The sequence below is a fragment of the Aliidiomarina sp. B3213 genome, assembly GCF_003290085.1.
Lineage (GTDB): Bacteria > Pseudomonadota > Gammaproteobacteria > Enterobacterales > Alteromonadaceae > Aliidiomarina.
The window spans coordinates 676,119-702,656 of sequence record NZ_QMKJ01000002.1 but is presented as its reverse complement, the minus strand read 5'-3'; the positions used below and the strand labels follow the sequence as shown (position 1 = coordinate 702,656).

The 26,538-nt window shown below is 41.1% G+C and carries 19 protein-coding genes; 15 read left to right on the top strand and 4 right to left on the bottom strand.

What is annotated here, in order from left to right; genetic code table 11:
* The first annotated feature begins 45 nt into the window (after positions 1-45).
* The 6 genes from DQX04_RS08530 (at position 46) to DQX04_RS08505 (ending at position 11,222) form a co-directional block, all read left to right on the top strand.
* Positions 46-1,620, top strand: a complete 1,575-nt coding sequence (locus DQX04_RS08530; protein ID WP_111915463.1) for an ATP-binding protein — start codon at positions 46-48, stop codon at positions 1,618-1,620.
* Positions 1,607-3,925 (top strand): PAS domain S-box protein, encoded by a 2,319-nt coding sequence (locus DQX04_RS08525; RefSeq protein WP_111915462.1) that lies wholly within the window; start codon positions 1,607-1,609, stop codon positions 3,923-3,925. Before DQX04_RS08530 ends, DQX04_RS08525 begins: the two co-directional genes overlap by 14 nt.
* Positions 3,926-4,318 carry a response regulator gene (locus DQX04_RS08520; protein WP_111915461.1) on the top strand — a complete coding sequence of 131 codons (393 nt, stop codon included), beginning with the start codon at positions 3,926-3,928 and terminating at the stop codon, positions 4,316-4,318.
* A complete protein-coding gene (locus DQX04_RS08515) occupies positions 4,308-5,969 on the top strand; it encodes a diguanylate cyclase (RefSeq protein ID WP_111915460.1) in 1,662 nt (553 codons plus the stop codon). Before DQX04_RS08520 ends, DQX04_RS08515 begins: the two co-directional genes overlap by 11 nt.
* Positions 5,970-5,979: 10 nt before the next feature.
* On the top strand, positions 5,980-8,727 hold the full coding sequence (locus DQX04_RS08510; RefSeq protein ID WP_111915459.1) for a PAS domain-containing protein: 2,748 nt from the start codon (positions 5,980-5,982) through the stop codon (positions 8,725-8,727).
* Between the two features lie 62 nt (positions 8,728-8,789).
* The gene (locus DQX04_RS08505) at positions 8,790-11,222 is read left to right on the top strand and encodes an EAL domain-containing protein (protein WP_111915458.1); all 2,433 of its coding nucleotides are present in this window, start codon (positions 8,790-8,792) and stop codon (positions 11,220-11,222) included.
* Here DQX04_RS08505 and DQX04_RS08500 read toward each other — a convergent pair.
* Complete coding sequence (locus DQX04_RS08500) at positions 11,210-12,910, bottom strand: bifunctional diguanylate cyclase/phosphodiesterase (RefSeq protein WP_111915457.1); 1,701 nt, start codon at positions 12,908-12,910, stop codon at positions 11,210-11,212. The two genes, DQX04_RS08505 and DQX04_RS08500, sit on opposite strands and share 13 nt — an antisense overlap.
* Positions 12,911-13,128: 218 nt before the next feature.
* Here DQX04_RS08500 and DQX04_RS08495 point away from each other — a divergent pair, with 218 nt between their 5' ends.
* Positions 13,129-13,779, top strand: a complete 651-nt coding sequence (locus tag DQX04_RS08495) for a hypothetical protein (RefSeq protein WP_111915456.1) — start codon at positions 13,129-13,131, stop codon at positions 13,777-13,779.
* Between the two features lie 58 nt (positions 13,780-13,837).
* On the opposite strand, the gene DQX04_RS08490 is transcribed toward DQX04_RS08495, so the two are convergent.
* Positions 13,838-14,575, bottom strand: coding sequence for an endonuclease/exonuclease/phosphatase family protein (locus tag DQX04_RS08490; RefSeq protein ID WP_111915455.1), 738 nt, complete (start codon positions 14,573-14,575; stop codon positions 13,838-13,840).
* 260 nt (positions 14,576-14,835) lie between these two features.
* On the opposite strand from DQX04_RS08490, the gene DQX04_RS08485 reads away from it, so the two are divergent.
* On the top strand, positions 14,836-15,975 hold the full coding sequence (locus DQX04_RS08485; protein WP_165831970.1) for a serine hydrolase: 1,140 nt from the start codon (positions 14,836-14,838) through the stop codon (positions 15,973-15,975).
* A 26-nt stretch (positions 15,976-16,001) separates the two neighbouring features.
* Positions 16,002-16,172 (top strand): hypothetical protein, encoded by a 171-nt coding sequence (locus tag DQX04_RS12480; RefSeq protein ID WP_165831969.1) that lies wholly within the window; start codon positions 16,002-16,004, stop codon positions 16,170-16,172.
* 60 nt (positions 16,173-16,232) lie between these two features.
* Here the strand turns inward: DQX04_RS12480 and DQX04_RS08480 are convergent, their stop codons facing one another.
* Both DQX04_RS08480 and DQX04_RS08475 read right to left on the bottom strand, forming a co-directional pair.
* Positions 16,233-17,561: a type II toxin-antitoxin system HipA family toxin gene (locus DQX04_RS08480; RefSeq protein ID WP_111915453.1), complete on the bottom strand. Its 1,329-nt coding sequence runs from the start codon at positions 17,559-17,561 to the stop codon at positions 16,233-16,235.
* Positions 17,561-17,824: a helix-turn-helix domain-containing protein gene (locus tag DQX04_RS08475; protein WP_111915452.1), complete on the bottom strand. Its 264-nt coding sequence runs from the start codon at positions 17,822-17,824 to the stop codon at positions 17,561-17,563. Before DQX04_RS08475 ends, DQX04_RS08480 begins: the two co-directional genes overlap by 1 nt.
* 666 nt (positions 17,825-18,490) lie before the next feature.
* Here DQX04_RS08475 and DQX04_RS12610 point away from each other — a divergent pair.
* From DQX04_RS12610 to DQX04_RS08445, 6 genes are all read left to right on the top strand, one after another.
* Positions 18,491-19,093 (top strand): type IV toxin-antitoxin system AbiEi family antitoxin domain-containing protein, encoded by a 603-nt coding sequence (locus DQX04_RS12610; protein ID WP_111915451.1) that lies wholly within the window; start codon positions 18,491-18,493, stop codon positions 19,091-19,093.
* A complete protein-coding gene (locus DQX04_RS08465; protein ID WP_111915450.1) occupies positions 19,086-19,943 on the top strand; it encodes a nucleotidyl transferase AbiEii/AbiGii toxin family protein in 858 nt (285 codons plus the stop codon). Before DQX04_RS12610 ends, DQX04_RS08465 begins: the two co-directional genes overlap by 8 nt.
* A 153-nt stretch (positions 19,944-20,096) precedes the next feature.
* Positions 20,097-23,396, top strand: coding sequence for a hypothetical protein (locus DQX04_RS08460; RefSeq protein WP_111915449.1), 3,300 nt, complete (start codon positions 20,097-20,099; stop codon positions 23,394-23,396).
* Positions 23,393-23,845 carry a response regulator gene (locus tag DQX04_RS08455; protein ID WP_111915448.1) on the top strand — a complete coding sequence of 151 codons (453 nt, stop codon included), beginning with the start codon at positions 23,393-23,395 and terminating at the stop codon, positions 23,843-23,845. The genes DQX04_RS08460 and DQX04_RS08455 overlap by 4 nt, the downstream gene beginning before the upstream one ends.
* Positions 23,845-25,038, top strand: a complete 1,194-nt coding sequence (locus tag DQX04_RS08450) for a response regulator (RefSeq protein WP_111915447.1) — start codon at positions 23,845-23,847, stop codon at positions 25,036-25,038. The genes DQX04_RS08455 and DQX04_RS08450 overlap by 1 nt, the downstream gene beginning before the upstream one ends.
* Before the next feature lie 559 nt (positions 25,039-25,597).
* A complete protein-coding gene (locus DQX04_RS08445; RefSeq protein WP_111915446.1) occupies positions 25,598-26,521 on the top strand; it encodes a hypothetical protein in 924 nt (307 codons plus the stop codon).
* The last annotated feature ends 17 nt before the right edge of the window (positions 26,522-26,538 follow it).

Here is a 26,538-nt window from a genome sequence, read left to right as displayed (position 1 = left end):
TTAACTTTGATAAAGGTTTTAATTTATGAGTTGGAGTTTTAGTTGATGGGCAAGCAGATATACGGTTGGATCGTTCTGGCATTATTGCTTGTTGCGTTTCTTATTGGCTTAGCAATAGTGCAGCCTTATCGACTGTGGCTATATACAAAGCAAGAGAGAGACATGCAGCAAACTGCAACGAATGTAAATAGCTTTATTCTTGAGCAGTTAAGAGAACCAATTTTTATATCTGTTGGTGTTACAACCTATATACAATCTTTAGAAGGCGATATCGAAGCCTCGAGACTCAACCGGTGGTTAGAGAACTTATTTGATTACACAGAGCATACAAAAAATATAGGTATAGCGCCCAACAATGTTATAGAACATATATATCCACTAGCAGGAAATGAAGCCGCATTAGGCTTGAGGTTTGCGGATTTGCCAGCGCAGTGGCCTGCAATTCAAAGGTTAATGGAGGGCGGACCAGGCCAATTAACGGGGCCGATTTCCTTGGTACAGGGTGGTCGCGCTTTTGCTTATCGTGAAGCGATAAATGTGAATGGTGATTATTGGGGTTTAGTAAGCACTATTATTGATGCGGACTCGATTTATAATGCATTAAATGTTTATCTTGCTGAGAATTCTATTTTTGACGTTTACCTGACCAATTCAGCCGGAACCGTATTTTTTGAAACATCGGGTATAGAAAACAACAAATCGATTATTCATGTTTCTCAAACATTACGCCTGCCAGGCACTGAGTGGCAAATTAGTGTGGTAGAGCCAGCACCCACCCAAACTATATTGGTCTTTTTGGTTGCTTCAACAGCACTGCTATTTTCTATTCTTCTACTGGTGATGTGGTTACTTTACAGTTACAAAAAACGGGCAGAAGAGAAAGATGAACTGAATAGACTGCAAGCTGCGTTTTTAGCATCTGTAAGTCATGAACTAAAAACGCCTATTACTGTACTGCAAGGCTCGCTCGCTCTTATGGCTCAGCCTCAAATTACTGAAAGCAAACGTAGTGAGTTGTTAGAAAGCGCTTTAACCCATCAAAAACGACTGTCTCGACTAGTTGTTGACCTTATCGACTTGAATTTAGCACTTAATGGCCAGCTTCGCTGTCATCTTGAGCCAACGTTAATTATGCCTCTACTTGAGGAGCTGACCTCCTTGTATGTAAAGAAATTTGAAAGGTTAAATATCCGTTTTCGAACCGAATTAGGCTCAGCAAAAGATGTGTCGATAAAGCTAGACAAAGATCATGTGTATCGAGTTATTGAGCATCTATTGGATAATGCCATTAAGTTCTGCTCAAGTGGTGATGAAGTGACTATAGGCATTGATGAGAGTGAAAGTTTTAAAATATGGATAACTGATACGGGACCGGGAATTCCTGACGCTCTAATTGAGTCTAAAGGCTTTCATTTTTTCCAAGAAGATAATACCGACACGAAAGAGCAAAGCGGAACTGGTATGGGTTTGGCGCTCTGCTACGAGTTTACAAAATTGTCGGGCGGAACGATGAAGCTAGCGCATCGTAGTGGTGGCGGAACCTATATTTCACTTACATGGCCCAGACTGTTAATGACTCAGTCCAATTGTGATAAGGATAAAAACAATGACGAATCGTGATGCGTCGGGAGAAAATGGTATTCCTAGCACAAAAAATGCTGACCAAACGTCCTTAAACATAAAATTTGCTCACAGCGCTCTTGTGGAAGCTGCTTCAAATGTTTCGATGATTGCAACGGATACGAATGGCTATATTCAAGTGTTTAATTCTGGTGCAGAAGAGATGCTTGGCTACAGCAGAGAAGAAGTGTGCCGGAAAGAAACACCGTTGTTATTTCACGACGCCGACGAAATTACTGCTGTTGCACAGGAGTTCGGACTCTCTCTAGAGGACAAGTCACTTTTCGACGTGTTTAAGTTTGCGGCGAAGTCACCTAATTTTGGATATCGACATTGGCGTTATATTAGAAAAGATAAGCAAGAAATTAGAGTTGTTTTAAAACTTTCTGAAGTTCGCAATGACCACAACGAAATTATCGGCTACTTAGGTGTAGCTGTTGATGTAACGGATGACTTGAATACTCAAAAAAAGCTTGAACTACAAGAGTCACGTTTACGAGCTCTGTTTGAGTTTTCTCCTGTCGGAATTGCTCTGAATGACTTTGAGACAGGGCAATTTTTAGACGGGAACGAAAAGCTTATTGAACCTAGTGGATACACTGCAGAGGAGTTTAAGAAGCTAAGTTACTATGATCTAACGCCAGAAGAGTACTTTGAGTCTGAAAAACAAATGCTGGAGGCATTACGACAAACAGGGCGATACGGCCCTTTTGAAAAGGAATACATCCGTAAAGACGGAACTCGATATCCAGTCCTGTTAAATGGAATATTAGTTACAGACTCTAGCGGTAATCAACTGATATGGTCCATTGTCGAAGACATTAGTGAGCGTAAACATGTCGAGGAAATGAAAACCCAATTTATTTCCACAGTGAGCCATGAATTAAGAACGCCACTAACCTCTATAGCGGGAGCTTTGTCACTTATAAAATCCGGCAAGTTTGGGGAGTTAGGAGAGAAAAACTCCAAGATGATTGAAATTGCCGCAAGTAATAGCAAGCGCCTAACAGCCTTAATCAATGACTTACTGGACTTTGAGAAATTAGCTTCTGGAAACACTCATTTTAATCTCAAAGAGCACAACCTCTCTGAGCTGCTTAAAAGCTCGATAAAAAACAACAGCACTTATGCATCAGAGAAGAATATAAGAATTTCCCTATGCCTCGAGAGTGTTCAAGAAAGCTGTGCTGTAAATGTAGATGAAGAAAGATTTCAGCAAGTGATGAATAATCTATTGTCTAATGCACTGAAGTTTTCACCCGAAGAGCAGGTCGTTGAAGTAGAAGCTGTAGAGCATCCGTCACACGTGAGAGTCTTGGTTAAAGATCACGGTGTGGGTATAGACGAAGAATTTAAAGGAAGAATATTTCAACGGTTTCAACAAGCCGCCACAAAAGATAAAAATGCGACGACTGGAACTGGGTTAGGACTAGCAATTACTAAAGAACTGCTGGAGGCAATGCATGGAAAAATTAGCTTCGTTTCCGTAAAGGGACAAGGAAGTTGTTTCTATTTTGACTTGCCACTAAAAAGTGGTTCAGACCTGATTATAAATCATGAGCTACAGAAAGTAGGCACCGACTTTGCCCTTGTTATCGAAGATGACTTAGAGGCTTGCGAAGTTATTTCTGAAATATATATTCGACACGGCTTTGACGTAATTACCGCCCACTCTATTGCTGAAGCGCGAACAAAAATCGATGAGTTGAGTTTTAGTGTAATTAGTTTAGATTTAATTTTGCCTGATGGTGAAGGGCTTAATTTCTTGCATGAAATTAGGGCGAGCCGCAGGAACTCACAAGCAAAAGTTATTATTCTTTCAGGTAAGTCTGTCGACACAGAGCAAATTAATCAGTTGAAAAGTACTCAGTTAGATTGGCTAATAAAGCCTATCGAACCTGAACAATTAAGTGGGGCTATACGGCAATTGATTGATTTGACAGAAAAAAAGCGAATATTACATGTAGAAGATGACACAGACTTGAGTGTGGTTGTTGAAACTATCCTCGAAGGCTCCTTTGAATATAGAAATGCGATTACTCTCAAAGACGCACGTATATTGTTGCGGAATCATCGGTTCGACTTGATTCTATTAGATTTGGCTCTGCCAGATGGTTGCGGTGCTGATTTAATTCCTTACATTGAGTCAACTCAAGGAGGAATACCTATAGTTGTTTTGTCAGGTCAAAATGTTAATGAAACGATTCGCAAAAGGTTAGCGGATGTACTGATAAAAACAGACTTGTTAAGTATCGAGCTTGACGAAAAGTTGCGGCGTGTTTTGGGTTTTCAAGGAGTAAAATAAATGAGCGAGACTCTATCAATAGTATATGCAGAAGATGATCCTGATATTCAAATGATCGCTACGATTGCTCTAAAAGATATTGGCGGATTTGAAGTCCATATTTGTAACGACGGCAATGAAGCTATTGAAAAGTTAAATACGATAAAGCCCGATTTAATTCTTTTGGATGTGATGATGCCGAAGAAAGACGGACCTACTGCCCTGCATGAGTTGAAGCAAATTCATGGTAGCAATTTACCTCCAGTGGTTTTTATTACCGCAAAAGCTTCATCAAAAGAAGTTGATAAGCTTATTGAGCTTGGAGCTGTAGGAGTTATTACTAAGCCCTTTGACCCAATGTCGTTAGCGCAAGAAGTTACAGCTTTAATACAGGAGTCGCGTAATGGCAAATGAGACTTCGGAGAAGTTGCAGCTTTTAAAGAAGTATTACATTGAGAAACTCACAGAGGATTTTTCTTATTGGTATCAAGGTACCACTAATGAGTCTACCGAAGAGCATTTGCATGCACTTAAAGATTATTTTCATAAAGTTTCCGGCTCGGGCGGAAGCTTTGGTTTTAACAGTATTTCGGTTTACGCAAAGGCTGGGGAAAACTTAGTTAAGAGTGTTTTAGCGGAAGCTTACAAGAACCCGTCAGAATTAGTATTATCCGAAGAGTCTTTCGCTAAATTAAGTAAGATTTTTGAATCTTTAAAATTGGAAATAGCTCTCACCTCTCAAAACAAAGACTCGTTTTTAGACCAGCAGCAAGAGCTTGAAGAGACAAGTGAGACGTTAACACAAGTATGGATATTGGACGATGACCAAGAGTTTTCAGCCTTTTTAGGAGAGCAATTAGGAAGTTTTGGTTTTGAAGTTTCAACGTTCTCAAACTTGGAAGACTTTAAAAATGCTTGGCTTGTTCAGTCACCGGGTTTTTTAATTGCGGATGTTCATATAGGTAACAACAGGACGTTCTATGAGTTGTTTGCAGAATATGGATTAACTTTAGGAACGACGGAGCTGGTGATATGCTCGTCGTCCGATACGTTAGACAACAGGCTTCATGCTGTTCGCTTCGGCGCATTGACTTTTCTTCCTAAACCTTTTGATGTCGCGAAATTAGCGAATTTATTTAGAGACTGCATCACAGATATTAATGCTTCCCCTGGTAAAGTGCTTGTTATAGATGACGACGAGGAGTTATCTCAACTTTATCAATTGGCTTTACAAGAAGCGGGTATAAATGCATTTGTAGTGAATCAGCCGGAAAATACCTTAAAGAGTATTCAAGAGCATAATCCAGACTTGGTGCTAATTGACTTATATATGCCCGAGATCAACGGGACTGAGCTGGCTTCTGTAATTCGACAACACGACGCAATGGCTTCCTTGCCTATAGTGTACCTTTCCTCGGAAATTGATTCGCAGCGTCAGTCGGCGGCGTTGTCGAGGGGAGCTGATGACTTCTTAACAAAGCCAATTGATTCAAATACCTTAGCTTTAGCTGTGCGGTCGCGTATTCGCCGTGCAAGACAATTACAAAAACTTATTAATCGTGACAGTTTAACGGGACTACTAAAGCATAGTTCAATAAAAGATGCTTTAGTCCGAGATCTCAAAAGAGCAAAACGCAAAGAGGACGAAATCACTGTTTGTATGCTCGATATTGATCACTTCAAAAGAGTAAACGACACCCATGGGCATGCAACTGGTGACATGGTGATTGCCTCACTAGCAACCTTGTTAGTTCAGACATTAAGGCAAACTGACGCCATCGGGCGTTATGGGGGTGAAGAGTTCTTATTGGTTATGCCTGACTGTGGCGAAAAAAATGCGGAACAAATACTTAATAAAATCCGGAAACGATTCGAAGCGATTAAGTTTACGTCAGGCACAGAAGTGTTCAGCTGCTCTTTATCTGCAGGATACATAAGTACACTTTGTAGTGCGCAGCTTGAAACGACCTATGAGGATTTAATAGAAGTCGCGGATCAGGCTTTATACCAAGCTAAACACAACGGTAGAAATCAAGTTGTAAAATCACAAACGAGTATATATTAAGGGTTATGGAATGAAATCACCTTCATTGCCTGCCAATGAGCAGTCCCGGTTAGATGCTCTGAGAAGCGCTAATTTATTGGATTCACAGCCCGAGCCGCAGTTTGACCGAATAACTAAGCTTGCTCAACGCTATTTTGACGTTGACATTGTATTGATATCCCTAGTTGACGAGCACCGTCAGTGGTTTAAGTCAAAACAAGGCTTAGATGCTTGTGAAACCGGGAGGGACATTTCCTTTTGTGGGCATGCCATTTTGCAACACGAAACTTTAGAGGTTTCTGATGCAACCAAAGATCCACGATTTTCAGACAACCCGTTGGTTACAGGTCCTCCTAATATTCGTTTTTATGCAGGAGCACAATTAACACATAATGATTTTCCAATAGGGACATTGTGTCTTATACACAGTGCTGTGAAAACATTAAATCAAGAAGAGAAAGATACGTTAAGAGAGTTTGCAGACCTTGTTGAGCAAGTTATTGACGACCGTTTGCTTCAAGCTGTTTACCAAGACTTAAAAGAGAGTGAATTGAGGTACCGTTCGGTTCTTGAAGGCACCAGAATAGGTACTTGGGAGTGGAATGTTCAAACTGGCGAAACAGTTTTTAATCAGCGTTGGGCTGAAATCGTGGGTTATACACTTAAGGAATTAGACCCAGTAGACATAAACACTTGGTTGAATTTAGCTCACCCTGAGGATTTAAAAGTTTCAGGGGAAAAGCTACAAAGTCACTTTAATGGTGAAACGCCTTTTTATGACTATAAATGCAGAATGAAGCACAGAAAAGGGCATTGGGTTTGGGTTCACGACCGTGGCAAAGTCGTTACTTGGACGAATGATGGCCAACCCTTAATGATGTACGGCACGCATGCAGACATTACAGAGCAAGTGAACTCTGAGAGGGCGCTGGAGGATAGCAAAGAGCAATTTGAAACTCTGGTCAATAATATTCCCGGTGTTACATATAGATATTCAGTGCTTGAAAACCGAAAGTTAAAGTACTTGAGTGGCAGCGTGTATGAATTAACGGGTTATTCACCAGAAGAATTTATGGTTAGTGAAACGTTGTCTCCCGCTTCTCTGGTGCACCCGGACGACTTTAAGCGTGTAAGAAAAACTATAGAGGATGCACTGGAAGCGAGAACAAATTGGGTTGTTGATTATCGCTCGCTCCACAGAAATGGAACGATTCGCCATGTGGAAGAACGCGGTATAGGTGAATATGACGAAACTGGTAACTTAGAATTTATTGATGGATTTGTTTTAGACGTAACTAAAGAAAAAGAATTGGAGCGCCGGTTAGTTAAGTTAACGGATCAAGTCCCTGGAGTTGTTTACCAGTTTCAAATGTGGCCGGATGGTCGGAGTTGCTTTCCTTATGCGAGTAAGAATATTAAGCATATTTACGGTGTCTCACCAGAACAAGTGCGGCAAGACGCTAGCGCAGTTTTCGATACTATCCTGGACGAGGACCTGCCAAAAATTCAAGCAAGCATAGCTACTTCTCAGCAAAACTTATCGATATGGGAGATTGAATACCGAGTTAAACTCGAAGGCGGAGATATAAAATGGTTATCTGGACGCGCCATGCCAGAAAAAATGATAGACGGGAGTGTATTGTGGCACGGTTATATTCACGATGTTAGTGACCAGAAGCGCCATTACCTTAAGTTAGAACAAGTAAATCAGGACTTAGAGGTTGCTCAAACCAGGCTAGACCTTGCAAGTAAAACAGCGAAAATAGGGTATTGGGAGGCTAACTTAAAAACGGGAGAGTTAAAATGGTCTCCCATGATTTTCGATATCTTTGGGTTCAAAGAGAGTGACACCAAACCTAGTGTTGCATTGTTTCAGAGTACTGTTCATCCTGACGACAAACACCTTGTCGCAGCCATTGAGGAGCGAGCTAAGGAGTCTGGTATTCATGACGTCGTTCATCGCATAGTGCGTAAGGACGGAGAAATTCGTTGGGTCCATGAGCTTGCAGAACTTTTACCAGAGGCTGAAAACCCCGACTTAGTTATGGTTGGCTCAGTACAAGATGTAACAGAAAGAATGCAGTTGTTAAAAGTAAAGGATGAGTTTATCGCAACTGTAAGTCACGAACTAAGAACACCATTAACTTCAATCTATGGAGCGCTTCAACTTTTGAATGCTTCTGAATCCTCACAATTGGGGGAGAAAGCACGAACGTTGTTGAACGTAGCACATAGTAATACCACTAAGCTTCTAACGCTGATCAATGACTTACTAGATATTGAAAAGCTAGTTGCAGGTAAAATGCAATTCGAGATGAGAAAACACTCGGCGCGGGCGTTACTAGAAAAGTCTGTATTAGACCACTCCACATACGCAGAAAAACACAGTGTCACGCTTAACCTCGAAGAATGCAATACAGTCGAGAACTTATGTATTTCGGTAGATGAGAGTAGATTTCAGCAACTTATGGCGAACTTGTTATCGAATGCTATTAAGTTTTCGCCCGAAAATGGATTAGTCCGAGTGATAATAGCAACAGAAGACTCGAAACTAGAGGTCGCAGTGTTAGACGAGGGTCCAGGAATATTGGAAGACTATAAGGACAAAATCTTTGATAGGTTTTCGCAAGCAGATGCAAGTGACAGTAAAGCAAAAGGTGGCACAGGTTTAGGCTTGGCGCTCTGTAAGGAACTGGCAGAAGGAATGAATGGCGAGGTTGGTCTCGATGACAGCTATACGAAAGGCGCAAGGTTTTATGTGAAATTCCCGTTGGTATGAATTCTTAAAAGCGAACTAAACTATAGTTTCGATAAAACCTAAATATGGAGGTTTTGTAAAACATGGAGAAATCTACTTTTGTAAAGCTAGAAGAGTTGCGCTCTGACTATTTGCGCTCACTAGTCGGTTATGTGAACGAGCTAGAAGTGCTTAAAGAGGATTTCACAAAAACGAAAGTTTCGTTAGACCACCTGATCTGGATTTGTCACCGCCTTTCTGGTTCTGGGCAAGCTTATGGGTTTTCAAAACTCTCCATTTTAGCGAAAGAGACTGAAACTAAGGCACGTAACCTTGAAATCGGCCCTGCATTCACAGAGCAAAACAGTATATTAATATCGTTAGAGTCTTTAATATCTGAGTGCAACACTATTCTGAGTAATGATGAAGTCCATGCGCCTTATTTGCCGACACCCCCCCATAAATATCATCAGCAAGGTAGAAAAGTTAATTTGTTACTCATAGATGATGATCCAGAGTTTTCAGTTTATCTGTCAGAACAATTACAAGATCAAGGCTATGAAGTACATTATTTAGCAAATATTCATAAGCTAAGCGATACTGTAGATACTTTAGCGCCTTTGGCTGTATTGGTTGATATGGACTTTTATGGCGATCAATTTGCTGGGTCAAAAGCGGTTTCTTCTTGGCGCGAGAAAAATGGCCATCCTTTACCAGTGATTTTCATTTCTGCTTATGACACCTACAAGACAAGGCTTTCTGCTGTCCAAGCAGGAGGTAATTATTTTCTACGAAAGCCTATAGATCTTCCGAAATTGTTATCAATTTTGAGTAGAGAAATAGAAATTGCGCCGCTAGCAGCTTACAGAATTTTAATTGTGGATGATGACACTGATTTGTTGCAGCTGTATCGAGAAACCTTGTTAGAAGCAGGTTATCAGGTCTATGTTGCAGCTAGTGCCCTCGAAGCTCTGGAAACTATTGAAACCGTTCTGCCCGATCTAATTCTTCTCGATGTACATATGCCTGACTGCAGTGGTATTGAGCTGGGTAAATTGATTCACCAGCATGAAGACTTTTCTACTGTACCCTTACTATTTATGTCCTCTTATGGAAACACGGATGTTGAGCTAGCGTGCGCGAGGCTTTCTAGCGATGAGTTTATAAATAAACCTATCGAGCCTTGGCGGTTACTAATGACGATTAAGCCGAGAGTGGAGCGCGGAAGAAAAGTATTGCGGAGTGATGTACATGCCAATAAAAAGGAGTATGAAATTGATCACCTAACGGCATTACCCAAATTAGATTCTTTGATGGCTCTTATTCCTAGCCTATCTTCGGGATCTAATGACGGTGGTATTGTCGTTTTAGCGAAATTAGATATTCGTGATTTCCATACAATCAACAATATTTACGGGCCTTATATTGGCGACGAATTATTGCAGCGGTTAACGCAAGACATTTCAGAGAAGGTAAGCGACGGCGATAGCTTATTTAGAGATTCAGGTGACGAATTATACGTATTATTAGCTCATTATACGTCTGTGGAGCTAGCGCAGGAACAATTGAAGAATATAGCGCACACTGTGACAAAGGAGAGGGTGATTCAATCTCACACAGTTATGCCATTGTCGGCAGATATTGGAGCCGTAGTTCTAGATGATTCCCTAAACGCCGATGAAATTATTTCAAGAGCTGAAGTTGCTTTGTCTAGCGCGAAAAAAGAGTTAGCGCCGAGTATTATTTTGTTTGAGGATTCAATGAAAGCCGAAGAACAAATAAGGTTCACACTTGCGCAAGAAATACAAAAAGGTTTGGAAAACCAGGAGTTCACTGCTGTTTATCAGCCTATCGTCGATGTAGATGAAAACAGTTTGGTCGGGGCTGAAGTGTTGTCTAGATGGAACCACCCAACAAAAGGTATGTTACCGCCAAGCAAGTTTATTTCGTTTATGGAAGAAAAAAACTTAGTGCCCTTACTTACCGATCAAATGTTAGAGCGCTCGTTAACTCAACTTAAAATTTGGCAAAAACGTATTCCCGATTTCGTCATGTCAATAAACTTGTCTACGCGAGATATAGAGACGCCTCGGTTTATTGAAAGGCTGAGAAAATTAATAGAGAGGCATGAGTTACAACCTAACTCCATTCTTTTGGAGGTAACAGAAACAAGCTTGCTCGCAGATTGGGAGCAGGCTCAGATAGTGATTGCTGCTATTAAAAAAATGGGCGTACAAGTGGCGCTAGACGACTTTGGTACTGGGTATAGTTCACTTAATTATTTAAACCGCATTCCTGCAGATAAACTGAAAATAGATCGAAGCTTTATTCAGGCATGGTCCAAAACGAGAGATGCCCGTTTAGTTACAGCGATGGTGAGCTTAGGAAAATCCTTAGGTATGTCGGTTGTCGCTGAGGGCATAGAGAGTAAAGAAGAGCTTGCCTTTATGCAAGAAATTGGATGCGACCAATATCAAGGTTTTGTGTTTGCAAAGCCTATGACCCCTGAGGTATTTTCAGAGCATTATTTGAAATAAAAGCTATAGTCAGTTTTAGGTTTACCAAAAAGATAACCCTGAAAGTTCTCACAACCCATATTTTGCAAGTGTTTAAACTGCTCTGCGGTTTCAACACCCTCTGCTATAACCTCCAGGTTCATGCTGCGGCCAAGGTTAATAATAGTTTTGGTTAGCAGTTCACCCTGCTTGTTATTGCCTAAATCACGAACGAAGGTTCTATCGATCTTCAGTTCATCGAGTGGAAGCTGAGTTAAATAGGCTAGAGACGCATAGCCTGTGCCGAAGTCATCTAAGGAAATTGAAACCCCAAGCTCTCTTAGACTGTTCATTTGCTCCACGGTAAACCCAACATCGTCGGTAAAAATGTTCTCTGTTAGTTCTAGCCGTAGGTTTTTCGGATCTGCTCCTGTTTGTTTCAGAATTTTTTGAACATCGTCTGCGAAATACCCCATGCGGAATTGTACGGGACTTACGTTCACTGAAACTTTTAGATGTGCCCGCGATTTTTGTGTTTTCCATGTAGCCAAGATTTCACAGGCTTGCTCGATAACCCATGTGCCAATGTCAATAATACTTCCTGTTGCTTCGGCGATAGGAATGAAGCTGTTGGGGGGCACTGTACCGAATTTAGGGTGTTGCCACCTTAGCAATGCTTCGAACCCTATAATTTTTTGGCCTTTATCAACCTGGGGTTGCAACGCGATACTCATCTCTTTATAGGCAAGAGCGTAGTTTAGTGCTCGTGCGAGTTCCATGCGTTCTATAATTTCAGATTCCATGTCTTGGTCATAGAAGCTGATCGTGCTTGTATTCGAGCGCTTTGCCGCTTTTAACGCGATGTCTGCCTGGCGTAATAGTTCATCTCCCGGGGTTTGAGCCGGATGAGCGAAAATGGTGATACCCACACATGCGTTTAATTGGTGATCTCTATTGTCGAGTGTTAATGACGACTCTAGTTCTTTTAATATTTGTGCGGCAAGCAACTCTGCTTCGGCTGCCACTGTTTTATGGGAGCTGGTGTTACAGGGCAGCAACATTACGAATTCGTCTTTGCCAAGACGAGCAAGGTTGTCAGGACCCAAACAGAAACGCTTAAGTGTTTTTGCACAGTGCATCAACACACGATCGCCACTGCTGTAACCCAAGCTTTCATTTATGCTGTGGAAGTCGTCGAGGTCAATAATCAACAATGCCGCGACAGAGCCGTCGACGTTGGTATTCCGCATCATACTGGCTAACCGCTCGAGTAACAGGCGGCGATTGGGTAATTCCGTAAGAGAGTCGTAATAGGAAAGTTTTTGTACTTCTGCCTCAGCTAAGTCTAGTGCACGCATATCTGCGTCCATACAGAACATAATCGGTTCATCACCCTCGAGCGCAACCACAGTGTGACTTGAATATACCGGAACGGTACTTCCGTCTTTATGTTGAAGGTTTAGTCGAGCAGGAGGAATACCCTCTTGATGCTCAAACATCCAAGCGACTGCCTGTTTCACTTCAGCGCACATTTCGCTTGGAATGATTAAATTATAAAGGCTGTCGCCGAGTGCTTCTTCGGCAGTGTAGCCATATATTTTTTCCGATGCATTATTCCAATAAACAACCGTTCCGTCGGCGCGATAACCCTGAATGGACATAGCTTCTGTGTCATCAAACAGCCGACGGAACCGTGCTTCGCTAGGTTGCTTCTCGCGGTTTGTAGTCATCTTTTTTGGCCGTTTGTTGAAAGTGAATGTTCAACTTAGTGAAATGTAAGTGTAGAAGATAATTGAGAAATTTGTAGGCAGCTATGCTGCTGTAGTATTTTTATTTTCTGGAATATGGAAGTATCGGTGCTACGTTAGATAAGTAATTCTTAATTACTTTATGAACATCATGTTTATTTGTTGAAGTGGAAGATCTGCGACCACTAACGGATTCTTAAATGAGAAAATTACTTTTTACCTTATTAATGTTGAGTGTCTCAGGTTTTATTACTGAGGCAAGTGCGGAAATAACTCGCTACGAAAAAATCAAGTTAGGGAATATGCTTGCTTCACTAGGAGTTGAACACAGTCGTGATGCGTTGAATATAAATGATTCCCAGGCTCATATTAATTATGCATGTCGAGACCTCGATATATCGGACTGCTCAAACATTCCAACCATTAGTGCAGCCATTTGCAGTGCTTATGGTGATGAGTCCTGCAATGCCTCCCAGATTGGAGCAGCCGTATGCAGTGTCGCAGCCAATGATTTGTACGTTTTTGACTGCAGTAGAACGGGACTTGAATCTGCTTTTTGTATGGCCGCCGTAGAGGAAGGTACTGCCCCCGATGATGTGGTGTGTCATCATAGAATTTACTTTGGCCGCTCTCTTTGTAAATTAAAAGGAGGAACTAATTGCGGTCGCCGTATGGCATCTTCTGACGCCCTACAAGTTTTACCAATGGACGTTGAATGGAAATGGGATCAATATAACCATAGAAGCCGCGGAAGAATTTGGGAATGTCGGGGTACGGTAACAAACAGATTAGCGCCCAGTAGCAACTGTGAAGGTCAAGCTTTGGTAGACAATTATTGGCGTGATAATTAGGACCTCGTTAGAGATTTTTATACATAATTGCGGCGACCGATAAAAGTAATGATGGTCTTCACAACGTAAACCGAGCATAAATGGGATTGTGATCAGACACGGTTGTGGTGTCAATTGCGGCGGTTTCTTGTAATGAAAGTCCGCGGTAGAAAATAAAGTCTAATGGGTGCTCGCGATAGGTTTTGATGTGGTGGGGGTCGACCATAATGGCTTGCCTCAAGCCGACACTGCGACAAAACCGTAGTAAGTGCAAGCGCCGCTTACGGCTCCATACATTAAAGTCGCCAGCCACAATTAATGGCCCTTCGTGGTGTAACAGGTCGTCTTTAATGAGGTCGATTTCTCGGAAAAACAAATTCGCACGTACGAAGTTAATCGCATGAACATTAACGACCAACAACGACTCGTCATTCGCTAAAGGGTGATAAGAAAGCATGTAGCTTTTGTGCGTAGCAAACATGCCCTCGCGTTTACTACTTAGCTTGGGTAGTGCGTCTGTAAATGCACACTGGCTTGCTGTGAGTACACCAAAAGTAGAGCGACGGGTTTGCATGTTTGGTGCAACGGCATAAGACCAATGCGGTAACTGTAACTCAGTGTTCGAACTAAGCTTAGCTTCTTGAAGTAATAAAAATAGGCTGGGAAACTTTTCTAACACGTGCGCCAAAGCAAGCTTAAACCTTAGCGTTTGGGTAAGCTTTTGGGTGTTCCAGCACAGCACGCCGAACTCTTCACCATGCGCGATGGGTTGTTCATGAATAAGCTGTTGAGGAATAACTACCTTGGGTTTGAGCACGTTCCTGCCTTTCTAAAATTGAAAACCAGCATAATAAATAAGCTTTAACATCAGACATTAGTTTAGTATGCGAGTTCGAAAGCTTTCAATCGTTCTCGTTAAATGAGCAAAGGGGAATCGGCAGTAACGGGCTGGCGCTCGATTTTGCCTTTGAAACAGTTAGTAACATAGAGCCGATTGTAATTGGCTAAGTCGGGGGCTAGGGTTTATTTCTTGATAAACCACAAATTCAAATAGAGAAACTTATGATAAGAGTACTCTTGTTTACATTGCTCCTAATTCAATGGGTCGCGGGTTGTTCAGATCATGAAGGCACTCAAGGTTCTGAGCGTTTTGATGCCGAATATGCAGAAAAAGCAGAACAAGTACTCACCGAACATCAGCAGTCCAGCGCATTTATGGGCAACATTGTGGTGCTGAAAAATGGTCAACAGATCTTTCAATACTCGTCTGGCTTCTCGCAGATTGAAGAGAATTTGAGGAATAGTGAAAGTACAGGTTTTAGAATTGGCTCCGTGTCAAAAATATATACGGCCGCCGCCATATTCAAAGCGATTGAGCAAGGGCGGTTATCCTTAGATGACATACTCGGTGAATATTTCCCCATGATTGAGAGCGCTGAGCGCATTACCATTGCGCACTTGCTTCAACATCAAAGTGGAATTGCTAACTACACAAGTGAACCCTCTTTTAGAAATTATCATGTTGAAGGCATAACAAAAGAAGAGTTGCTAAACGTTATTTCCTCTATGCCTAGGGAGTTTGATGCGGATTCTCAAACCCAATACAGTAATTCTAATTACTTTCTGTTGGCTAACATTCTCGAAACGGTCTATCAATTGCCCTACGCTGAAATAATTAATAATGAGATCGTTCAACCTCTGCAGTTTAGTAATACATATCATCCGCTATCTAAAACTCTTTCTGAGAAAGAAGCCGCGTCTTATGATTACACGGGCACTTGGGAGCTGCTGCCCACCACTTCACCATCGAGCTCTTTTGGGGCTGGCTCTTTAGTGTCAACAGCTGACGAAGTAGGTTTCTTTCTCCATCAGCTAATGATCGGTAATGTCGTAAACGAATCTTCTCTCATTTCTATGAAAGATATAGAACGTGGTTTCGGTATGGGGCTCCAACAGATTTCCGCAGGCGCTTATAATGGGTTTGGTCACGGAGGAAAAGTTGATGGCTTCGAGTCAATTGCCGTTCATTTTCCTCAGGGCAATCTTACTATTGCAATTATAAGTAACGGGACAAGCCAAAACCTGAATCCGCTTATGGTAAATCTCGCTAAAGCTACTTCGGAGAAACGCAACAACCGCTTACGCAAGAGCAAGCAGAGCTTTTTGCAGGGCGTTACGCTGAAGCCACAAATCCTTCAGAAACCTTTACCTTTATAGCAAGAGGTAATGAGCTCATTCTGCTCGTGATGGACGAGTTTGAAGAATCGCTTAGCTATCAAGGCAACGGGGAGTTTCTATTCGAGCAGGCGCACGCCACCAATATGACGTTTGAATTCTCACAAGACGGTCAAACGCTTATGTTCACGCAGGGAGCATATCAAGGCGAGTATAGAAAAGTTCCGTCGGGCCAATAAATGGCGCACGCTCAGGAGGTCGAACCTGCGGCCTCTGCCTCCGGAGAATAATTGAAGAATTTAGGAGTCTTCCTGTTGGGTTCTCATAAGTCTTTCTTTGCGCGCTTGCATCCCTTCAAAAATCGGTTTTGAAACTACCTCGGGGAAACCACGGGGTAGGTTTTTCTGTACCCGGCTAATAACATCGTCAACTTGGCCGCACATGTTACTGATAATCTGGTTCATTTTTGTTGGACTGAACTCAGCGAGTTTTGATGTGTTAAGGAAATGCCGCTTAAATATTTGATATATATTCCACTTCTTCCCAGTGCTTCCTCGCAAACTCATCGCCAACTTCAACTGACGAATATTTAATCCTGTACCACCTAACATGGGGTAGGCTGAGATAATGTCGTATAAAGGAGTTAACCGATATGCGCCATAAGGCTCAATATGCAAAGAGAAGTTCTTTGCATGTCCATCGGTTGCAGCTAACAAAAAGAAAAGTACTTGTGCCGCCATAAAGACTTCACGATCATGTTGGGCTTTAGCAGAGCCCTGAAGGTGTTTCATTATATCGGCTATTGATGGTCCATTATCTGATTCGTATTTTCGTGCGGACGGTAGGCCGAAAACTTGGCAATAGTCTTCTTGCGGGAGCCGCATGAGCCAGGACCGGTCTTTTGCGTATTTTCGGTCAAAGCGTTCGATCGCGAGTGCTTTCACGTTTGACGTTGTTACCACTTCACAATCCGGAACGTCAAAGCCAAACGCTTTAGCAATTCTCAAACAAAGCATTTCGTTTTCTACGCTATCACTGAGGTCTATTGTATGGTCATGGCTTTCAATTTTACCTATTGGAAGTTTAAGAATATGCGACGTGGGAGTGTTTCCAACAGGTATGCACCATTCACCATCCACTTTCAATAAAGCAGTTTTTTCCTGAGCCCCTGCAATGGATATTTTGAAGTCGTCCAATTCTCGAAGCATTCCTAAGGGAGCTCTCGACTGATACCCCGTTAAAATACGTTCCAATTTTTCTTCGGTGAGTTTCTCATAACGAAGCTCACGTACTCCGCTAGGTTCTTTTCCTTCCGGTACGAACTGAAGTGCTCCAACGCTATCTCTGCCGATTGCCGAGAGAAGATCAAATGCTTGGTTGGAGTCAGCTGCATATCGTGCAACAACCCGATCTCTAATTTCTTCGTTATCGGGGAGAAGGTTGTCGAAGAAATTAATAACCTCCGGACCATAGTACGCGTCGTGGCGCAATGGCATAGATAAAGATATTGGCCGGGCACCTTCCTGTATAAGCCATTGGTTGTCATAGCGAAATTCGTGAGCACCCGAGTCAGAGCGTTTCAAGTAGCCAACTTTAAAACCATTCATATAGACGTCGAGCTTACTCATCACCACTCCTCATTCCATCGTTCACCGGCCGATGTTTCAGTATGTGAAGTTGTATTTTTAGGCTTTACAGAGAGCTCAAGCTCTAGGGCAGACAAGAGCCGAAATAGGGTGTCGAGCTGAGTTTTATCTGGCATAGACTCGAATTTAGATACAGTGCCCTGTCTTAAGCCAACCACGTCTCCTACTGCTGCCTGGCTCAGACCGCGGGCACGACGTTCATTTCGTAAATAGTTTGATAGAGCTTTGGAATCAGTAATTTTCATTATTTAACCGTTTTATACGCAAGGGCGTTTATAATTCATTTTATACGCAAAAGCGGATAAGTCAATTTTTACACGTAAAAGCGCATATATATTCCTGTATACGGACTTGCGTGTAAATCTTCTCTTTCATAAATCCCATACAAAGGGTGGTACATGTCCACTTTATGATGCCGGCTCAATAAGCATATTTCGTCTAGCAAGATGACAGGATAATAGGTTCCGGCACGAAAAATTAAAGGTTTGATTGGAGTGACTGCTAAGAGGACGTTTGAAAGTACAAATGGCGCACCCGGCAGGAGTCGAACCTGCGGCCTCTGCCTCCGGAGGGTAATCCCGTAAAGTGTCACAAGTCTCTTTTATTTTACTAATCAATATTTTACTGTGTTTTCGAGTGCGGTTTTTCGTGCGGGGCTGAGACTTTTTAGATCAATTAAAGAAAATTTTGGTCACAGAAGGGTGGTCCGAAAAGGCTTAAATTTGACCTTTAGCCACGACAGGAGTTCCCAATCGAGCCGGAAAATCTGACTTTTTATGTCGAAAAATTTCGACATAAAAAGTGATTTGCAGGTTTCAAAATGAATGTTGATGAGGGTCACGACTTAATTAGTTGAAACATTATGTCGATATATAGTTGCAAGTATCTACGTTTTGTTTCAATATTGAGAAATGAAAACGAAAGAGCAAGTCATTCTTGAGGCCCTTGAAAAGGGGCCTATGCGAACATCCGAGCTAGAAATCTTGGGGGTTTCGCGTGCGACTATCACACGACTCACACAAAATGGTTCTATCGAGCGAATCGCCAGAGGTCTATACCAGAAGCCGGCGGCTGAGTTTGATGAAAATCAACAACTTGTAGAGGTCTGCAAACAAGTGCCGAGGGGAGTGATTTGCCTTCTATCAGCACTACAATTCTATAATATCTCGACAGAACTCCCCTTCCAAACCTGGCTAGCGATTGAGGGTAAAAGTAGAGCTCCAGCGATAAATTACCCTCCCATTCGCATATGTAGATTTACAGGAGAGTCTTACCATAAGGGTATCGAGGAAGTTCCGACAGCAAGTGGAGTTATTCGAATCTATTCCCCGGCCAAAACAGTGGCCGACTGCTTTAAGTACAGAAATAAGATAGGCAAAGATGTGGCAATAATGGCCCTAAAGGATTGTTACGAACAAAGACTAGCAACGATAAACGAGCTAAATCATTTCGCTAATATTTGCAGAGTAAATAGAGTCATGCGCCCTTACATGGAGGTATTGGCACATGGTTAAAAACATCGCTGTTTCCGTTAGACAAAGGCTTATGAATGTTGCGAGAAAGCGTAAGGAGAATTTTAATTTCGTTCTGACACGATATGGAATTGAGCGCTTACTTTTCAGGCTATCCATATCCCCTTATGCCAATCAGTTCATATTAAAAGGCGCGACACTTTTCGCAATATGGAATGATGAGCCTCATCGACCAACTCGAGATGTCGATTTTTTGGGTGTTTGTAGTAACGATATCAATTCAATTCGTGCAACCTTTACTCAAGTGTGCGAAATCGAAGCGGAAGACGGAATCGTATTTGATGCACAATCAATCAAGATTGACGAGATAAAAGAGGATGCCGAATACAGCGGTGTCAGAGTGAAGCTGATTGGCCATATTCAACGCACCCAAGTTAACGTACAGATAGATATTGGTTTTAATGATGTTGTCGTGCCTGAACCGTTGACCCAAAGAGTCCCAGCGCTCCTGGATTTTCCTGAGCCTGAGTTACTAGCATATCCCGTTTATAGCGTCATCGCGGAGAAGTTGCAGGCAATGTATTCGCTCGGGGAAGCGAATAGCAGGATGAAAGATTTTTATGATTTGTGGACTATTATAACCACTCAAAAACTTGATACTTCGTTGCTGAAAAAAGCTGTACTGGCGACATTCGAGCGCCGAAATACAGAATTCACTTCACAGGCCGTAATTTTTGAATCATCGTTTGTGAATGATGAGGAAAGGCTTCGTATGTGGAACGCTTACATGAATAAGCTTGGTATTTCTGGAATTGATTTTGCTGAGGTTGTGGACTCAATTCAGCTTCTTGTCATTGAAATCTCAAATATACTGCGGAAAGAAATGCGTTAGGCTAGCTCGGGACTAACTAAGAAAGTTTGTCAAAGCGATGAGAATTTCGTCGAAGTCATGGTTTTATTCTTGGGTTAGGTCAGTGTTGTAAAGCCTAGTAGGAATAAAAGTCCATATTACGATTTAGAATAATCGACTTACAAAGGACGTATAATGAAAAAACTAACAGTTATAGATAAGGTTCTTCGCTCCTCAAAAAAACCAGGCGTAGTTTTAAGAAATGCCCTGACTAAATTAAAAGATGAGAATTTAAGAGTGTTCTCGAAAGTTGGTTTATCGAGCTATCCATTGAAGAACAGTCGATACGCTGAAATAGAAACTCGCAATATCGCAGATATAAAAAATCTTAAGGTGTCGGTGGTATTTGAAAGCATATCAAATGAAAAAGTTTTTTATTATGTTCTGGGTATATTAGAAAAAAATAGAGAGAAAATAGAGCAATTTAAAATTACTAGGGACAATATTGAAAATCTCATCGAGCAAAAAAAATATGATCAAGCTGAAAAAAAGATCAAACAGTTGGAGTCGGCTCTTGGTTCCAGCTTTTGGTCTCAGAATAAAACGCAGTTTGTACAACTTAATCAAGGTAAAGAGTATTCGGCTGAGAGGTCGGGAGTGCCATCAGGAACTCCACAGGAGTTAATTCTGCATCATTGGAACGCCTTTTTAAAAGAAACAGATGAGAGTCGGGTTCGCACAGAAGTTCTAGAACAACTATCAGAGCATAGAGAAGATAGTTTTGTAAATTACATTATATACAGACTACTAGGTATTGATCCGCGAGCGGGGGTGGATTTATACAGAATCTTAAAAACGGAACTAAATACAACACTGATAGACCTATACGTGGCATTCGAAAGTTTATGCTTTTATGAGGTGGCATTTTCAAAGGACAACAATAAAAAAGCAATATGTGAGAATTTTGTAAAGCCGAGCAAAGACTCGGTGAATCAGCCTTGTGAGTCCGGCATCATTGAAAGATACACGGCGATAGAGCATTACACCCTTGGGAATTATGAAAGTGTTGTTAAAGCTTTAGCGGAAAAGAGCAAACTTGATTTTACAGAACTTTACTTATTTTCATATTCCTTAAAATTGTTGGGATATAGGTTAATAGGTGGCTCTGAAAAGTCAAGACTCGTTAATTGGCTTGCAGATGTCGTTGAAAACGGTGAGCTTTTTCTGAGCTCAACGCTAAATCTGGACAACTATATTTTTACTAAGTCTACTTCTTATGAAGCTTTCATCTTGACCCATTTTCTAATGCTAGAAACTGAGCCAATGTCTTTTGAACAGACGTTAAAAATTAACGACGGAATTAAAAAAATTCAATCCAGCAGATCATGTGTTACTTCAACTGTAGAAAAGGAAATTAAAACAAAGTTTGCTCCAGAGACTACTAAAATATTTGAAGCGGTAAACCTTTTGAAGGTTGAGCATAGTTATTTAAGCAATAAGATTTATGCAAAATATCTTGGAAGAGCGTTAATGAAAAATGGGGATTATGAAAAAGCAAAAGACGTTTATCAGCCATTTTCTGACACTTCAGATTGTACTTTAAGAAGAGATATTTTGACTTGTCAGATTAGGCTCAATAACCGAGAGGTTGCTGTAGATTATTTTCTTTCATCTATTGATAACATTACAAAATCTATTAGCTTCTGGTATTCACATGAACTATGCGAAATGCTGAAGCAGAACGCTCTGCGCACAAATAATATTAAAGACATAATTTCCTTATATTTTCTAAATGAAACAGTATCTAATACAACTAATCAACGAGCGATCTCACTAGCAATACGAGCTTATACGCGTTACATGGAGAAGGATAACCCTTCTGATATTGAGTTCAATATTAACGATAGGAGGCATGTCTTTTTCTTAGAGCGTATCTGTAGCCGAGAACTGCTAGTAAAATCATTGCTCTATCGTACTCAAAGGGACGCGTACGAGGAGAGAATTAGGATTTGCAACCTCCTAGTGCTTAAAAAGCTGGGTAACACTTCTAGATTAAACCATGAAGCAAAGGAATTATCTAAGCAGCAAGTTCTAGAAGAGGCTTCAAAACAAGTTTCAAGCTCAAAAGTTTATGCCGATTTGGACTATGTAAGAACACAAGTGTGGGAGGATTTTGAAAATCATTTTCAACTTTTCAAAATAAGGAGTCATGAGGGCGATAGAGCGGTTCAGGAGTTGGAGCGTACGATTGAAATGATGGAGGATAACTCTATTTCAGAGAATGCGTCTCCTTTAGCAAAGTTTATATCTGGACAGTTGGAAAGCTTTTTGAGTTTAGGCAAAGACAAAGTGAATAAACAACTTTTCCTTATTTTGCAAGCTGTGATAGAGGAGTACTGCTATGGTTTAAAGGGATTAAACAGCTACCTAAGCACAAGAGTAAGGCATGGGACCTTCAGTTCTAATTTAACAGCACCACTAGAAGCCGAAGGGTTTCTAACAAAAGCAAAGTCCCTCGATGAGCTTCATATCGATGAAGGTAATTTTCCTCCAGAGATTTCAGAGACAAAAATTTACGCGATAATAGAAGGTTTTTCTAAGGAATATACTGAGGCAATCGATAGGTTCATAGGTGAGAAAGTACAAGTGGTCACCAACGGAAGAGGAAATGATGATGGTTTTTTCGATTATCGGGTTTCCTCCAAAGATTTATACAGTATCCGAGAGACGTTAGGAGAAGAATTTACCAGCCAGGATTGTTGGGATTGTATCGTTAGCTTCATGATAGACAGAACAAATATAGGCTGTAGTCGAGCCAAGGAAATGATAAGTGTCGAATTGGCTAATCAGCTAATCAAAGCGGTAAATCGATTTTCTGAAAATGTAACGGGGATCCTTGAGGATTGTTCGCCTGTCTACAGAGAACAATTTATCAGGAAGCTAGATAAGTTAAGAAGAGATATTAACGAGAAAATATCGCATGTTGAACAGTGGTTTGAGGTCGAGTTTTCAGCATCGAGCACGAAATATGACCTCGAAATTGCTTTTGATATAACTGAGAAAATGTTAGGCAGGAAAATATTTAAAGACTCAAAGGTCCCGAGCCTAAAAATTAAGAACTCTAATTTATCATCCTTTGTAGATATTCTTCACAACATCGTTACTAATGCTGTAACTCACTCCAATATAGAGGGGAGTGAGGTGCGAGTAATTGTACATGCTGAAAAGGAAAATGGTCGATATTTTTTCAAATGTAACAATAACTGCAAGTTTTATGGAGATGTGTGTATGGAAAATACACGTCTTTCTCAATTGACTGATATGAATGAAAATCAAATGAAGGAGAGAGCGCAATTTGAGGGAGGCAGTGGTGTCGCGAAAATCCTAGGAATTTTAAGATATGATTTGAATTCTGATTCTGGGATAACTTTACGTTACAAAGATGACCAAGAGTTTGAGGTTTGCTTTGAGGTTGGAGGAGGGATTTTTGTGTGAAAGTTTTAATGGTGGAAGATGATAAATATAAATCACAGGCAATATCAAAGTATTTAGATTCACTTCCAGAACATTTCGATATTGATATTGAAGAGTCATTGAATAGTGGCTTATTCAAGCTTGAAGAATGTCACTTTGACCTGATTATCCTAGACATGAGTATGCCTAGTTTTGATATCTCTAAAAGTGACCCTTCAGGAGGGGCTCCTGAGAGTTTTGCTGGGAAAGAGTTCCTAAGTCATATGTCGCTTATTGGCAAAACCATTCCAGTCATTATTGTAACGCAATACGATAGTTTTGGCCCGGACGAGCAGCAAACATCTCTGAATACTTTGAAGAAAAATCTACAAATTGAATACCCACAATTATATAAAGCTTCAGTCTACTTTAGTATTAAATCGGATGAGTGGAAAAGAGCTTTATTAGATGCACTGAAAGGAATCATATAATGAGAATTTTATTAGTGGAGGACAATTACGAAAAGTTGCGCCTTGTGCACAAGGCTCTGGATGGTTACGGGTGTAACATTCACAGAGTCAGTTCCAGCAATGATGCAATACTTAGGCTCGAAAGAGAACAATTTGATGTTCTGCTGATCGACATATTTATACCCGTGGTTGAAGGGGGAGATGTATCAGAGCGCGGGGGCGTTGAATTGTTGAGCGAGTTAGCTGAGATAGATACGATTATATTTCCAAAGTACGTTATGGGCTTAACCAATGAAATGGATAACTTTGATGCCTTTCGCAAGGAGTTCTCGAGCCATGGCTGGTTTTTATTTAAAGAAAGAGAGGACTACGATTCTTGGGCAGGTATTTTACAAGGCAAAGCCAGAGCGAGCCATTCAAACATACACAACAACATTTGTGATATCGCAGTTGTGGCGGCCTTACACTCTCCTGAACTGAAGGCGTTTTTAAGTGAAGTAGGTGAGGATTGGATAACGTTAACTCATCATGGTCAGGATATTTACAAAGGCTCAATCCCAAGAAGTGGGGAACACCCGTTGACAATTGTTGCGGCATCTTGCCCAAGAATGGGCATAGCCTCCGCTGCAGCACTTACATCAGAATTGATTTTCAAATTTTCTCCAAAACTAATGTTCATGACAGGCATCTGTGCCGGCATTCGAGGCAGAGTTGATTTAGGGGACATAATAGTCGCTGATCGTACATGGGATTATGGCGCCGGTAAGATTATCTCAAAAGGTGATGGTTTTGAAATTCAACCAGACCCACATCAAGTTCCACTGCAGGCCAACCTTCGATTAATGATTAATCGCTATGTTGAAAACTTTGATGATGGAGAGAGAATTTTTCAAGAGTGGAAAGGGAACAAGAAGTGTTCTCCTCCAACAGTAAACCTTGGGCCAATGGCGTGTGGAGCTCAGGTAGTTGCACTAGATTCATTCGCTAAAGATTTGATAACGAGAGATAGAAAGCTTCTGGCGATAGAAATGGAATCCTACGGGTTCATGAGTGTTTGTGAAAAGCACGAAATTGCAGCAATTGTTGCAAAGTCTGTCTGCGACTTTGCGGATTCGGAAAAATCTGATGATTTCCAAGATTATGCAGCTCACACAAGTGCTGCATTTATTAAGACTTTCATAGAGCGCGAGGCTGGTAATGGTTTAATAGACTAAGTGACGGCTTTGAGTGCTGTTGCAACTGAAACAACTAAATTGTCAATGTTCTATGAAGGTCAGAGTCATATCAGGCGGGTAAATTCGCAAAGAACGGAGTAATAGGATCGATGAAATCAAGCGACTGGGTGATCATAGCTTCAGTCACTGCTCTTAACACTCCAAAAGAGTAATTTAGCGTTAAAATATTTCTATTCTTGGGGGAGAGGTCAAGCGCTAAGTGCCCCTCCCGTGGTACCAGATCAATGGTCAGTTTTGAACGAATTTCGGACCATGCTAATTTAACTAGTAACTCGCCTCGCAGTAGTTAATAATTCTGGATAGCGCGAACCGGACACGGCACTCTTATCTCTGCAATATTGCGCGTTTTGTTATTGTGTTGTGTATTTAAGTCTTTTACTGTCAATAACATAATCAAAAACTAAAGTTAGATATTGTGCGCACGTTAGAGAGGTACTGGAACTTAACTATGAAGACTTTTCGTTACTATCGCTCACATGGCTGTGCGCTGAAGCTGGGCGTTACGCTTCATTATTAATTAAGGTACTAAATTTGAATTATGATTTTCGACTTTCTTAACAGGCAAAAGGGGATTTCAGTAGATGAGTTAAATGTTCGCGAGGACAATATGAAGTTCAAATTGGAATTCTTGAAGAATTTATTTTATCTCTCGATTAAAACATGGCCTGAAAAACAAAAAGAAACGATAAAGTTCCAGGTAGACTTTGGTGACTCGCTAACCCCTGTTGCTAGAGCCTTTCCCGGGGGACTATATAGAATAATTTTCCCTGTAAGAATGCTATATGAGTTAGAGCAAGTCGTATATGGTCCTGGAATTAAAAAGCACAGGAAAAAGTCTGAAGAAACGAGAGTAGTGCTAATCTGTTTAATGCTATGTCTAGCTCATGAAATGATTCATTGTGTTCGAGGCCACTTGGATAATGATGTAGACAGCATTAAGTCCGAAGAAACTGATGCCGACTTCATGGCAGGAGGAATGGTATGGGGGTGGATTCATAATCAGCTTTCGTTTCTTAAGCCCTATGGCTTTTTAGATGAGGAGCAAGGAGGATACGAAATGGGATATGCCTCTACTGTATTGACCTCTTTATTTCAAAAGTATCACTTTGAAGATGATGGGTATCATCTTCCGCGTCAAAGGTTACTGACCTTTATGGCTGGCTATATAAATCCTGTAAAGCAAACTCAAGGAAACTTAGCGGCAAGAAAAATTGGTCAGCTTCAGGAAGCAGGCGTTAGTGCTGCTAAGTTACTCTTATCTGAAAGAGGTTTTGATATCCATTTACAAAGTATGTTCGATAATCCAGATAACGATTCTGATTACTATGAAGTCATGGGCAAAACAAATAACAGACGAGATGAGGATATTAATGAATGGCATCGTGCTAGTTTTTTGCTAGAGCCCATCAAAAAACTACTATTCAAATTCAGCTCAAAAAATAACAAGAAAAGTAAGCCGTAGTAGTAAAATAGCGGTGT

Coding starts and splice junctions, on each gene's coding strand:
- DQX04_RS08530 (WP_111915463.1), top strand. CDS start 46: ATGGGCAAGCAGATATACGGTTGGATCGTTCTGGCATTATTGCTTGTT.
- DQX04_RS08525 (WP_111915462.1), top strand. CDS start 1,607: ATGACGAATCGTGATGCGTCGGGAGAAAATGGTATTCCTAGCACAAAA.
- DQX04_RS08520 (WP_111915461.1), top strand. CDS start 3,926: ATGAGCGAGACTCTATCAATAGTATATGCAGAAGATGATCCTGATATT.
- DQX04_RS08515 (WP_111915460.1), top strand. CDS start 4,308: ATGGCAAATGAGACTTCGGAGAAGTTGCAGCTTTTAAAGAAGTATTAC.
- DQX04_RS08510 (WP_111915459.1), top strand. CDS start 5,980: ATGAAATCACCTTCATTGCCTGCCAATGAGCAGTCCCGGTTAGATGCT.
- DQX04_RS08505 (WP_111915458.1), top strand. CDS start 8,790: ATGGAGAAATCTACTTTTGTAAAGCTAGAAGAGTTGCGCTCTGACTAT.
- DQX04_RS08500 (WP_111915457.1), bottom strand. CDS start 12,910: ATGACTACAAACCGCGAGAAGCAACCTAGCGAAGCACGGTTCCGTCGG.
- DQX04_RS08495 (WP_111915456.1), top strand. CDS start 13,129: ATGAGAAAATTACTTTTTACCTTATTAATGTTGAGTGTCTCAGGTTTT.
- DQX04_RS08480 (WP_111915453.1), bottom strand. CDS start 17,561: ATGAGTAAGCTCGACGTCTATATGAATGGTTTTAAAGTTGGCTACTTG.
- DQX04_RS08475 (WP_111915452.1), bottom strand. CDS start 17,824: ATGAAAATTACTGATTCCAAAGCTCTATCAAACTATTTACGAAATGAA.
- DQX04_RS12610 (WP_111915451.1), top strand. CDS start 18,491: ATGAAAACGAAAGAGCAAGTCATTCTTGAGGCCCTTGAAAAGGGGCCT.
- DQX04_RS08465 (WP_111915450.1), top strand. CDS start 19,086: ATGGTTAAAAACATCGCTGTTTCCGTTAGACAAAGGCTTATGAATGTT.
- DQX04_RS08460 (WP_111915449.1), top strand. CDS start 20,097: ATGAAAAAACTAACAGTTATAGATAAGGTTCTTCGCTCCTCAAAAAAA.
- DQX04_RS08450 (WP_111915447.1), top strand. CDS start 23,845: ATGAGAATTTTATTAGTGGAGGACAATTACGAAAAGTTGCGCCTTGTG.
- DQX04_RS08445 (WP_111915446.1), top strand. CDS start 25,598: ATGATTTTCGACTTTCTTAACAGGCAAAAGGGGATTTCAGTAGATGAG.